The following is an 11383-nucleotide window of genomic DNA, read 5'->3' on the forward strand; positions in this document are numbered from 1 at the left end:
GCACTTCGTGGGAGGTTTCTCAATGCACGGCCTGATAAACCGATCGCTGCAGAATTTCGTACAGGACGTCTATGGCCCCGAGGTCTGGACAGATGTCGTGGCGCGCGCCGAGCTCGAATTCGACGAGTTCGAGGCCATGCTGACCTATGACGACGATCTCAGCTTCTCGGTGCTCCAGGCCACCTGTGACCAGTTGTCCAAGCCGCGCGAGGTGCTGCTGGAAGATCTGGGAACCTACCTTGTCACCCATCCCAACACCTGGCGCATCCGGCGCCTTCTGCGGTTCGGCGGCGCGGATCTGATCGATTTCCTGCTGTCGCTGGACGATTTGGCCGATCGCGCCCGCCTGGCGGTGCCCGATCTCGTCCTGCCCCAGATCCATGTGATCAGCGGTGCGGGCGACGGTGCGCGGTATATCCTGCGCTGCGAGGAGGTCGGATCGGGGATGGAATACATCGCGCTGGGCTGCTTGCGCGCGATGGCGGACGATTACGGTGCGCTGGCCATGGCGCAACTGATGGATCCGCTCGACGACGCCGATACCTCGCCGCGGATCGAAGTGACGCTTCTGTCCACCAAGTTCGCCGCCGGGAACCGGTTCGAACTGACCGGCGAGGTGCATTGATGTCAGGGGTGAAGCTGGGTGCGGGCGCGCTCGATACGCTGCTTCCCATGCACCTGCGGTTCGACGACAGGGGCATCGTCCGCCATCTTGGACCGGGACTTGCGCGGTTGGCGGGCAAGCGAAAGATCGTCGGGCAGCCTGTCCTCGATGCCTTCCAATGGACGCGCCCCTCGGGCATCGACACTCTGCAGACGCTGCTCAGCGTCGCCGGACAGCGTCTGCGGCTGAATTTTCGTGCGGGCCGACGGGTGCGCCTGCGCGGCATCGTTCAACCCATGGAACAAGGTGCCGGTGGGATCATCGACCTGGCGCTGGACCTGTCGGAATTGCGCGACCTGGGCGGGGCGCCGCTGACGCGCCGGGATTTCAGCCCCACCGATCCAACGGTCGATATCCTGTACCTGATCGAGGCGAACAACGCGGCCATGGCCGCAAGCAGGCGCCTGATCGACCGGTTGCAGGGCGCCAAATGCCAGGCCGAAACCCAGGCCTTCACCGACATGCTGACGGGTCTGAGCAACCGGCGCGCGCTGGACCGGGTGCTCGACCGCCTGGTCGAAAGCGGCGAGCCCTTTTCGCTGACCCATGTGGATCTTGATTTCTTCAAGAAGGTGAACGACACGCTGGGCCACGCGGCCGGCGATTACGTCCTGACGGTCGCGGCGACCCGGTTGCGGGATGCCACCCGCCAGACGGATACGGTCGCGCGGGTGGGGGGCGACGAATTCGTGGTGCTCTTCCGCGGTCTCACCGATCCCAACACGCTGAATATCATCGCCGGGCGGATCATCTCGAGCCTCGAGCAGCCGGTGAATTTCGAAGGCAAGACCTGTACGATCTCGGCCAGCCTCGGCACCGCCATCTCGACCCACTATTCGTCCCCGGACGTGGACCGGATGATGGCCGATGCCGATGCAGCGCTTTACACGGCGAAGCGGGCAGGGCGCGGGCAGTATCGCATCGCCGCGCCTGACACCCTGCAGGACAGCGCGGGAAACGATGACCGCCCCGCACTGTCGCGCTCGGATGACGCCGCCGCGCGGCCCTAGGAGCCGCCGTCGATCTGCGATGCCATGATGGCGATCGCCTGCTGGTACACGGTTGCCGCGTTCCATTCCTGGATCACGCGGAAGTTCGGCTGCCCCTGCTGATAGCCCTGTCCCGGACGCCAGCCCTTCTGGCGCAGGAAATTCGCGGTCGAGGCCAGAGCATCGGTCACGTTCGTCAGATCGACGCGGCCATTTCCGTCGGCATCGACGCCGTATTGCAGCACGTTGCCGGGCAGGAACTGGGTGTGCCCGACCTCGCCATGTTTCGCACCGCGCGTATTGGCCGACAGCGCGCCGCGATCGACCAGCTTCAGCGCGGCCAGAGCGTGCGGCGTGAAGAAGCCCGAGCGGCGGCAATCATAGGCCAGCGTGGCGATCGACGACACCACGTTGCTGTCGCCCATGAAGCGGCCAAAGCCGGTCTCCATCCCGTGGATCGCCAGGATGACGCCCGCGGGCACGCCGTATTGCCGCTCGAGCGTGGCGTAGAAGCCGGGGTTCTGCGCGCGGCGCTGGCGCCCCTGGCTAACGATCGTGGGCGCGCCGCGCACCTGCATGAACTTGTCGAGCGAGTATTTGAAGCTTTTCTGGTTGCGATCCGCGTTGATCGTAGACTGCGCGTAGCTTGTCGCGGCCAGCGCCTGCAATCCGCGCTGACCCACGCCCGCGCGCGCGGCTTCCTGGCCGAAAGCGGTCTTCCAGGCCTCGTAGCCGCCCGCCGAGTTGCCGCATTGCGCCGCGTGTGCAAGGCCGGGCAGCGCGGCCAAGCTGGCGACAAGGGCGGTAATCTTGAAAATCGGTCTCATCTCTACATCCCCAAATGGTAATTCGCGACAAGCTACAACGTGCGCGGGCGCAGGCCAAGGGTGTGCGCGCTGAGGCCGCGGGCTAGGTCATGCGGTATGACGAGGATTGCAATCATCGGGGCCGGGATGGCCGGTCTGACCGCGGCGCGCCACTTGCTGGATGCGGGCGCCGAGGTGACGGTTTTCGACAAGAGCCGCGGTGTGGGCGGCAGGCTTGCCACGCGCCGCAGCGACGTGGGCGCGTTCGATCACGGTGCCCCGCTGGTGCAAGGCGATGGCGCAGGCTTCGCAGAGGCGATGGACGGGTTGGCCAGTGCCGAGCGTCACGGCGACGGCTGGCGCGGCCTTCCCGGGATGAGCGGTTTGCTGAAGCCATGGCTTGCGGGCGCGATCCACGTGCCCGGCTGCCGGATCGTGCGGATCGAGAAACGCGTGTTGGTCGACGAGACCGACGCGCGCCACGGCCCTTTCGACGCGGTGATCGTCGCCGTTCCCGCGCCGCAAGCGCTTGATCTGACGGGGCAGGACGCGCTTGCCCAGGTCGTCATGGATCCGGTCTGGACGGTCCTTGCGGCGTGGGACGGGGCCGGTGCCGAGGATCCCGATCCGGTCGCTCCGCTCGACAAGATCCTGCTCCAGCGCGGTCCGGGCTTCCGATGGATCGCCCATGCCCGCGCGGAGTGGAGCCGCGCCAACCTGGAACGCACCAAGGCAGATATCGCGGCCGAGCTTCTGACCTCGCTGGTGCGGGCGCTGGGACAGGTCGAGGCGCCGATCCACCTGGACGCGCATCGCTGGCGCTATGCCCGCGTGGCCCGTCCCCTGGGCGCGCCGTTCCTGGATTGCGGCGATGGCGTGCTGGCGGGCGGCGACTGGGCGCTCGGGCCCGATGCGGGACACGCCTTCGCCAGCGGCCGCGCGATGGCGCGCGAGATCGCATCGCGCACCCTGTCCGCCGCGGATCAGGTCGGCTAAAAGCCGCCCATGGAATTCGCCCCCGACAGCCTTCAGGCCCTGCGCGATGCGCCCGTCGATACCGTGATCGACGTGCGCTCGCCCGCCGAATTCGCCGAGGATCACGTCCCCGGCGCCATCAATCTGCCCGTGCTCAGCGATGCCGAGCGGGCGCGCGTGGGCACGATCTACGTCCAGCAAAGCCCTTTCCTTGCGCGCAAGATCGGGGCCGCGCTGGTGGCGCGCAACGCCGCGGCCCATATCGATGGACCACTTGCAGGCCATGACGGCGGCTGGCGTCCGCTGGTCTATTGCTGGCGCGGCGGGCAGCGGTCGAACAGTTTCGCGGGGATCCTGGGGCAGATCGGCTGGCGCGTGTCGGTGCTGACGGGCGGCTATCGCAGCTACCGTGGGCTGGTGAAGGCGCAGCTCTATGACCGGCCCTTACCGGCGCGCGTGGTGCTGCTGGACGGCTACACTGGCACCGCGAAGACCGAGCTTTTGCATCTCGTGGCCAAGCGCGGCGGCCAGGTCATCGACCTGGAGGGTCTGGCCAATCATCGCGGCTCGCTCTTCGGCGCGATGGGCGAGCAGCCGTCGCAGAAGGGGTTCGAATCGCGGCTGGCGGCGCAGGTCATGGCGCTCGATCCCGACCGCCCCGTGCTGGTTGAGGCCGAGAGCAGCAAGGTCGGTCAGCGCATCGTGCCGCCGTCGCTGTGGGCCGCGATGGGCGACGCGCCACGGATCCGGATCGAGGCGCCATTGGCCGCGCGCGCGGCCTACCTGCAAGGGACCTACGCCGAGATCGGGGCAGATCCCGCGCGCCTTGACCAGACGCTGGAAGCCCTGATCCCCCTGCAGGGCCACGCGCGCGTGGCGGTCTGGCGGGCGCTGGCCGAAGCGCGCGACGGCGTGGCGCTGGCGTCAGAGCTGATGACGCATCACTACGATCCGCGATACGCACGGCAGGCGGGCGCGGCCGATGTCACGCTGCGCACGCCGGTTCTGGATGCGGACGGGCTGGCGGCGCTGGCCGACCGGATCATGGACGAGCTGGCGAAGCTCTAGAGCGGGTCAGGCCAGCACGATGCGGACCGGTCCGTCGGTGATCGCGCCGATCAGGGCCGGGGTGTAGCCTTTATCCGTGAGCGCGGCCAGCACCGCGTCGCTTTGGCCGGGTGCGATCGCGGCCAGCAGCCCGCCCGCCGTCTGCGGATCGAACAGGATCTCGTCGGCCTCTGTTTCAAGCCCGTCGATCCGCCCGGCCAGGTGGCGGTTCGCCGCGTGCAAGGTCGAGCGCTGGCCCGCGTCGAGCAGCGCGCGTGCGCCGTCCATGAAGGGCAGCGCGGCCCGGTCGATCCTGGCCCCGACGCCTGCGGCGTCGAGCATGCCCATCAGGTGCCCGGCCAGCCCGAACCCGGTCACGTCGGTCATCGCGTGGGCGTCTCCGAGAACCGCCGCGGCGGCGATCTGGCTTTGCGCCATAGTGCGCAACGCCTGCGCCTCGTCGCAGCCGCGGGCCCGCAGGGCCATGGCGGCGGCCATCAGGACGCCCGAGCCGAGCGGCTTGGTCAGCACCAGGTGATCCCCCGCCCGGGCGCCCGCAAGCTTGATGGCGGGCCGGTCGAGCAGGCCGGTGACGGCGAAGCCGATGGCCAGCTCGGCCCCGGTGGCGGTGTGGCCGCCGACGATGGCCGCACCCGCCCCGTCGAACACCGCGCGCGCGGCATCCATTACGTCGCGCAGGGTGCGCGCCTCGAGCGCGGGGGCGGCGCGCGGCAGGGTCAGGATCGGCAGGGCGGCTTGCGGTGTGGCGCCCATGGCCAGGCAATCGCCAAGCGCGTGATGCGCCGCGATATGGCCCATCAGGCGCGGATCGTCGGTGACCGCGCGCACCTGGTCGACCGTGATGGCCTGTCGCGCGGCGCCGATCCGCAGGATCGCTGCGTCGTCGCCGATGCCTTCTTCGATGTCGTCGCGGGCCGTGCGGTGATGGGCCAATGCCGCGCTGAGCGTCGCCTGGCCGACCTTCGCCGCGCAGCCGCCGCAGGGCGCCTGGTCGGTCAGCGCGTCCAGGCCCGCGGCGTGCTCGGATGGGGGCTCGGTATTCATGGCGGGCAGATCGGCGAGCCGTGACATGAACGTGCGGTCGATATGGTCTTTCCAGCGCCACAGAAGCGGGCCGGACAGGCGCAGGCCCAGCTTGTCGGCAACGGCGGATTTTTGGCCGGTCGAGATCAGCTTCAGGTAATCGCGCTGGGGCCGGTAGTAGGACCATCTGCCCGCGCCCATGGCCGCGCGGAAGTTCCGCGTCAGGATCGGGGCCTGGCGGACCGCGAAGACCCCCGCCTTGGGTCGCGGCGCGAAGCCCATATGCGCGCAGTCGCCCGCCGCGAAGATGGCACGGTCCGAACTGCGCAGGGTGTCGTCGACGGTGACGAAGCCTTCGTGCAGGTCCAGCCCCGTTTCGGCCAGCCACGCGTAGGGCCGCGCCCCGGCCGCACCGGTGACGAAGCGGGCGGGAATGGTCCGGCCGTCTGCAAGCAGGACGTGCGTGGCCTTGATCTCGGACACCTCGGCCCGCTCGATCAGCGTCACGTCGTGGCGCTGCATCGCGTGCCTCAGGGCCCGTTCGGCGCCGCGGCCGACACCGCTCAGCGCGGCGGAGCTGTCGATGACGGTGACCGGCGCGCCGCCCGCCCCGAAGGACATGGCCATCGCCAGCTCGACTCCGGCCACACCCCCGCCGATCACCGCCTTGGGCGCGGCGCGGTCGGGGCCGTCCAGATGGGACGCCCATTTGGATGCGAAGCGACCCAGCGGCTTGGCGGCGACGCCGTGCGCGTCGAAGCCCGGCAAGTCGGGCATGTCCGAATGGATCCCGATGTCGATCGAGGCCACGTCATAGGCGACGCGACGCGGGCCGAGAAGCGCATCCTCCACCGCGATTTCGCCCGCGGCGCGGTCGATGCCGGTGGCGTGTCCCAGGATGATCCGTGCGCCGGCGAACCGGGCCAGCCGCATCAGGTCGATCTCGAGCGTGTCGCGGTCGTAATGACCCGCGACGAAGCCAGGCAGCATGCCCGTATAGGGCGCGGTGGGACCGGGGTTGATCAGCGTGAGCCGGGCACCGGGCAACGGGTCCATCCCCCAGGCGCGCAGCACCAGCGCGTGGGCGTGGCCGCCGCCGATCAGCACCAGATCGCGGGTGGCGGGCCAGGCGGGGGTCATGCGGGCGTATCCATGGGGCCGGGCATAGCGCGGCGGCGCTCAGGGGGCCAGCCACTGACCCGTGAAGTCGGCATCGCGCGCGTAAAGCGCCCGGCGGTGTTCGGGGCCCAGGTGGACGACGTCCAGGCTTTGCAGATGGCAGACCAGCCGCGTCAGCCGATCCGGCTGGGGGGTCTTGTCGTAGGCGTCCGGCGACAGGATCGGCGCGCCGGTGGGGGGCGTGCCGCCGTAATTGCTACGGGCCCCGTCCGAAAGCCGCGACCACAGACCGTCGGTGTCTTCGTCGATCTGCACATGGACGCGGGCGCGCAGTTGCAGGTCGGATTTGGGGTCCCAGAACAGCAGGCTGGCCAGCGGGGTCGCGCGCAGCTCGGAGACCTTGGTCGACGCCGTGTCGGTGTGCAGCTCGAGCGTTCGCGCCGATGGCGACGCGCCGCGCAGCACCAGCGTCCGTGCCTCGGCCCCGCCGCCCAGACCGACCGTCGCCAGCACGGGCCTGTGCAGCGGCGATTTCGCGTCAGCTGCCCCCCGGCCGAGCTTTTGCCAGCAGAAGTCCCACAGCTTGGTCAGGTCGTTGGCCCAGTCATCCATGGCGGTCATCCATATCCTGTCATCTCCAGATAGCCGATGCCCGTATGGCTGCCCGTCACGCGCACGGGGCCTTCCCAGTAGCTGACCGTAAGCGGCATCCAGCTTTGCGGATTGAGCGCCGTCACGGTCACGTCGAGGCCGCGGACGGGCAGGCGGGCGGCCCATGTGGTGGGCACGTCGTTGCCGTTGACATCTGTCAACTCCAGCGGCTCGGCGCTGAAGGCCCCGTTGTCAAACGAGGTCGACGCACCCTGCGCCGTGATCCAGGTCGACGCCGTGTAGACTTCGGCGCCGCGCAGCCGGTAGCCCATCACCTTGTCGCCGCTGTCCAGATGCAGCGAGAACCAGTCCCAGCCGCTTTGATCTTCGGCCAGCGGTTGCGACGACCATTCGCGGTCCATCCACGCCTTTCCGCTGACCTCGACCGCGCCGCCGGGCAGCGTCAGGCTGCCGTCCACGCGGTAGAAAGGCTGCGAATAGTAGTGGCTGGCCGCACCGACCGAGGATTTGACCGAGTAGCCGTTCGCGCCTTGCAGGATGAAGGGCTTGTCGGTCGCAAGCTGCAGATCGAAGGCGAAGTCGGTCCCGGCGGCGGTCAGGCGGACGTGGCCGATGTCGGGGCCGGACATGGACCAGTCGTCGATGCGCGCTTCGAAGGGCGCAAGCATGACCCCCGCCACGCCGATCCCGCCGCGCGAAAATCGCTCGGCGGCGAAGTGGCTGTCTTGGGTCGTCAGGGCGGCGTGGCCCATCCAGACCTGTGACGTGGCCCAACCGTCGGTGACGGGCGCGGGACGCAGCGCCGAGCGGAACAGCGTCCACTGGATGCCGTAGGGCGTGCCGTCGGGGCCTTCGAGGTTGGCGGTGACATACCACCATTCGATCCGGAAATCGGGATGCGGCGCGTGATCGGCGGGAAAGGTGATCGCGGTATCGGGCCGCGGCAGCGCGAATTCGCCCGCGGCCTGGCCCATGCCCGCGAAGCCCTGGGCGCTGGCCTTGGCGATCGGCAGCACGGCCAGGCCGGACAGAAGCCCGCGACGGGTCAGGCGGTTAGCGTTCATGGGCGAAGACCTTCAGCAACTCGTTGGGGGGCAGCCGCGACAGGCGGATCGCGGGCAGAAGCGCCGCGAACCCTGCCGCCAGCAACGAAAGCGCTGCCAGCCACAGCCAGTCGCGGGGAAAAAGCTGCATGGGCAGGCGCCAGCCGAATGCCTCGACATTGATGACGGCAAGCAGAACCCAGGCCAGTGCAAGACCCACGGGCAGGGCCGCGACGAAGGTCAGCGCGGCCAGCAGCAGGGCGCGCAGCAATTCGAGCTGGCCGAGCCGTGCGCGGGTCAGGCCCAGGGCCCAGACCGGGGCGAGCTGGGGCTGGCGCATGGTGGCGAGAGTCAGCAGCGACGTCAGGATCGCCAGCGCCGCGACCGAAAGCGTCAGGACGTTCAGCGCCGCGGTAACGGTGAAGGTGCGTTCGAACACGTCAAGCGACAGCCGCTTGATCGCCGCCTGGTCCGTCACCTGCGCGCCGGGGAATGCGGCCTGTAGGTCGCGGGCCAGCGCGTCGGTGTCGCCCGAGACGCGCAGTCCGTAGCGCAGATCCGGCGCTTCGGGAAACAGCGCATCGAAGCGCGACAGGCCGACCATGGCCTGCCCCGTCGGGTTGCCGTAGTCGCTGTAGACGCCCGCGATCGTCGCCTCGGTCCAGCCGGGCAGGGCGATCGTATCGCCGGGCCACAGGGTTTCGCGGCGGGCTAGCTGTTCGTTGATCAGCACCGCCTCGCCGCTGGCCACGCGGTCCCGGACATCCGGCCCAGCCTCGATAAGCGGCCAGTTGTCGGTATAGGTGGGATGGTCGGCGATGCCGAAGATCTCGCCCGGTGCGCCGCCAAGCGTCGCGTCGACGCTGCGGATCGGCAGGATCGCGTCGACCCTGGGGTCCAGCCAGGCGCGCAGATCGGCGGCGTCGGCTTCAGATGGCGCGGTAACGTACAGCTCGGATGCCAGGCGCTGGTCGAGCCAGCCGGTGAACGTGGCCCGGAACGAGTTGACCATGGTGCCCACGCCGATATTCGCGGCCAGCGCCAGCAGCAGCGCCATCAGCGCCAGTGACAAGCCGGGAAGCTGCTGGCGGGTGTCGGCCCAGAACCATTGGGCCAGCGGACCCTTGGAAAGACGCGCGAAGGCCGCCAGCGTGACGCTCAGGAACATCGGCAAGGCCAGCGCCGCGCCGACCAGCAGCGCGCCCAGCAGGACGAATCCCGCCACCAGGCCGCCGCCCACCCAGCCCAGAAGGGCCGCGACGGCCAGCAATCCCGCCGATGCCATCGCCTGCAGGCGCATGGCCCGGTCCGATGCGCGCGCCCAGGCGCGGGGCTGCGCGGGCGCGAACAGGGGCAGGTGGGCCACTTTCCACAGCGATCCGGCCGCGGCCACGGCCGTTCCCAGAACCGCGATGGCCAGGCCCGTCGCCCACCAGATCGGGCGAAGCGACAGGGCGCCGTCGACTTCGGCGCCGTAGAGCCCGCGCAAGGTGGCCGCCACGTCGGGCAAAAGCAGCGTGGCGATGACGTATCCCAGCGCCACGCCGAGCGCGCCCGCGACCAGCGCCAGCACCAGCAACTCGGCCACCAGCAGGCCCAGCAGCAGCCGCGCGGGAAGGCCGAGCGCGCGCAGGGTTCGGAAGACGCCGCGGCGTTGCTCGAAGGCAAGGCCAATGGCCCCGCGCACGATGAAGAGGCCCACGGCGAAGCTGAGCAGGCCAAAGGCGGTCAGGTTCAGGTGGAACGAATCCGTCAGCCTTGCGATATCGTTGCCCGACCGCGCGGCGCGGCGGGCCAGGGTCGGGGCGACCTGCGACAGCGGCGGCGCGTTCAGTGCGGGTGGCGCCGCGATCACCAGCCGGTCGAACGTCTCGCGCTGCAACAGGCGCTGGGCAACGCCGATATCGGTATAGGCGACGGCATCGGGCATGTCGGCAAGCGACACGCGGGGCGGAAGACCGGCCGCGTCCGCAAGGCGCCGCTGGGTCGCCGGGCTGACCAGGAGCTGGCCGTCGCCCGCGACGAAATCGGGGCTGCCGCCGAAGGTGCCGATGCCCTCGGGCAGATCGTCCATGGGCAACGTGAAGAGGTCAATTCCGATGACGTTGAGCGGGCCCGCGTCGGTGTCGACACGCCCTTCGATCAGCGGCGAGACCTGCCAGCCCGCGCGCCTGAGCGCCACGAAGGTGTCGAGCGTGATGTCGCCGCCGTCGCGCGCCACCAGGATATCCCGCTCACTACCTGCCAGCGTCCGCGCGGCGCGGTCGTAGCTGGCGCGCGCCTCGGCGTTGATGGCCTGGACCCCGGACCAGAGCGCGGTGGCGGTGGCGAGGCCCAGCATCAGCGTGACCAGCTGGAACGGGTGGCGCCACCAATGCGACAGCAGCGCGTGAAGCCCGGCCCGGATCATCGCTCGATAACGCCCTGGCGCAGGTGCAATTGCCGCTCCATCTTCGAGGCCAGGTCGCGGGAATGGGTGACGACCAGAAGCGCGGCCCCGGTATCGCCCACCAGATCGAGCATCAGCGACAGCACTTCGGCGCCGCTGGTCTCGTCCAGGTTTCCGGTGGGCTCGTCGGCCAGGACCAGCCGCGGTCGCGCGGCCAGCGTCCGGCCGATGGCCACGCGCTGCTGCTGACCGCCCGAAAGCTGTTCGGGATATTTCGTGCGGTGGTCGGCCAGGCCCAGTCGGCGGGTCAGCTCGTCGGTCCAGTCCGCGTCATAGGTCCCGGCCAGCCGCGCCTGGAACGCGATATTCGCGGCCAGATCCAGCGACGGGATCAGGTTGAACTGCTGGAAGATGACGCCGATGCTGTTGCGCCGCAGCTTGGCCCGGGCGCGGTCGTCCATGGTGGTGATGTCGGTGCCATCGAGCAGGATATGCCCGCTATCGGCGGTGTCGAGCCCGCCGATCAGGTGCAGCAGCGTGGATTTGCCCGATCCGCTGTCGCCGGTCAGCGCCAGGGTGTGACCGGCCTCGAGGCTCAGGTCGACGCCGCGCAGGACCGGCACGGGACCGTCCGCACCCGCGAAGGATTTCTTCAGCTTCTCGACTTTCAGCACGTTCTGGTCCCTTGCCCGATC

Annotated in this window: 10 protein-coding genes; 4 read left to right on the forward strand and 6 right to left on the reverse strand. The window is 69.5% G+C overall.

All coding sequences use genetic code 11. The features are described 5' to 3' along the window. Positions 1–22: 22 nt before the first annotated feature. A complete protein-coding gene (locus tag ILP92_RS11880; protein ID WP_198916613.1) occupies positions 23–625 on the forward strand; it encodes a heme NO-binding domain-containing protein in 603 nt (200 codons plus the stop codon). Then, positions 625–1674, forward strand: coding sequence for a diguanylate cyclase domain-containing protein (locus tag ILP92_RS11885; RefSeq protein ID WP_198916614.1), 1050 nt, complete (start codon positions 625–627; stop codon positions 1672–1674). The genes ILP92_RS11880 and ILP92_RS11885 overlap by 1 nt, the downstream gene beginning before the upstream one ends. On the opposite strand, the gene ILP92_RS11890 is transcribed toward ILP92_RS11885, so the two are convergent. Then, positions 1671–2480 carry a lytic murein transglycosylase gene (locus ILP92_RS11890; protein ID WP_198916615.1) on the reverse strand — a complete coding sequence of 270 codons (810 nt, stop codon included), beginning with the start codon at positions 2478–2480 and terminating at the stop codon, positions 1671–1673. The two genes, ILP92_RS11885 and ILP92_RS11890, sit on opposite strands and share 4 nt — an antisense overlap. A gap of 96 nt (positions 2481–2576) precedes the next feature. On the opposite strand from ILP92_RS11890, the gene ILP92_RS11895 reads away from it, so the two are divergent. Both ILP92_RS11895 and mnmH read left to right on the forward strand, forming a co-directional pair. Beyond that, entirely contained in the window at positions 2577–3455 is an 879-nt protein-coding gene (locus ILP92_RS11895) for an NAD(P)/FAD-dependent oxidoreductase (RefSeq protein ID WP_198916616.1), read from the forward strand. A 9-nt stretch (positions 3456–3464) separates the two neighbouring features. Further along, positions 3465–4502, forward strand: coding sequence for a tRNA 2-selenouridine(34) synthase MnmH (gene mnmH / locus ILP92_RS11900; RefSeq protein WP_198916617.1), 1038 nt, complete (start codon positions 3465–3467; stop codon positions 4500–4502). A 6-nt stretch (positions 4503–4508) separates the two neighbouring features. Here the strand turns inward: mnmH and selD are convergent, their stop codons facing one another. Genes selD through ILP92_RS11925 form a run of 5 tightly spaced genes read right to left on the reverse strand, consistent with a single transcriptional unit; the run spans position 4509 to position 11362 of the window. After that, the gene (selD, locus tag ILP92_RS11905) at positions 4509–6665 is read right to left on the reverse strand and encodes a selenide, water dikinase SelD (protein WP_198916618.1); all 2157 of its coding nucleotides are present in this window, start codon (positions 6663–6665) and stop codon (positions 4509–4511) included. A 39-nt stretch (positions 6666–6704) separates the two neighbouring features. Next, entirely contained in the window at positions 6705–7265 is a 561-nt protein-coding gene (locus ILP92_RS11910) for a PNPOx family protein (RefSeq protein WP_198916619.1), read from the reverse strand. Continuing rightward, the gene (locus ILP92_RS11915) at positions 7262–8320 is read right to left on the reverse strand and encodes a lipocalin-like domain-containing protein (protein ID WP_198916620.1); all 1059 of its coding nucleotides are present in this window, start codon (positions 8318–8320) and stop codon (positions 7262–7264) included. Before ILP92_RS11915 ends, ILP92_RS11910 begins: the two co-directional genes overlap by 4 nt. Continuing rightward, entirely contained in the window at positions 8310–10709 is a 2400-nt protein-coding gene (locus tag ILP92_RS11920; RefSeq protein WP_198916621.1) for an FtsX-like permease family protein, read from the reverse strand. The genes ILP92_RS11915 and ILP92_RS11920 overlap by 11 nt, the downstream gene beginning before the upstream one ends. Then, entirely contained in the window at positions 10706–11362 is a 657-nt protein-coding gene (locus tag ILP92_RS11925; RefSeq protein ID WP_198916622.1) for an ABC transporter ATP-binding protein, read from the reverse strand. Before ILP92_RS11925 ends, ILP92_RS11920 begins: the two co-directional genes overlap by 4 nt. Between the last annotated feature and the right edge of the window lie 21 nt (positions 11363–11383).

The organism is Palleronia pontilimi (genome assembly GCF_016412875.1).
Lineage (GTDB): Bacteria > Pseudomonadota > Alphaproteobacteria > Rhodobacterales > Rhodobacteraceae > Palleronia > Palleronia pontilimi.

Coding starts and splice junctions, on each gene's coding strand:
- ILP92_RS11880 (WP_198916613.1), top strand. CDS start 23: ATGCACGGCCTGATAAACCGATCGCTGCAGAATTTCGTACAGGACGTC.
- ILP92_RS11885 (WP_198916614.1), top strand. CDS start 625: ATGTCAGGGGTGAAGCTGGGTGCGGGCGCGCTCGATACGCTGCTTCCC.
- ILP92_RS11890 (WP_198916615.1), bottom strand. CDS start 2,480: ATGAGACCGATTTTCAAGATTACCGCCCTTGTCGCCAGCTTGGCCGCG.
- ILP92_RS11895 (WP_198916616.1), top strand. CDS start 2,577: ATGACGAGGATTGCAATCATCGGGGCCGGGATGGCCGGTCTGACCGCG.
- mnmH (WP_198916617.1), top strand. CDS start 3,465: ATGGAATTCGCCCCCGACAGCCTTCAGGCCCTGCGCGATGCGCCCGTC.
- selD (WP_198916618.1), bottom strand. CDS start 6,665: ATGACCCCCGCCTGGCCCGCCACCCGCGATCTGGTGCTGATCGGCGGC.
- ILP92_RS11910 (WP_198916619.1), bottom strand. CDS start 7,265: ATGACCGCCATGGATGACTGGGCCAACGACCTGACCAAGCTGTGGGAC.
- ILP92_RS11915 (WP_198916620.1), bottom strand. CDS start 8,320: ATGAACGCTAACCGCCTGACCCGTCGCGGGCTTCTGTCCGGCCTGGCC.
- ILP92_RS11920 (WP_198916621.1), bottom strand. CDS start 10,709: ATGATCCGGGCCGGGCTTCACGCGCTGCTGTCGCATTGGTGGCGCCAC.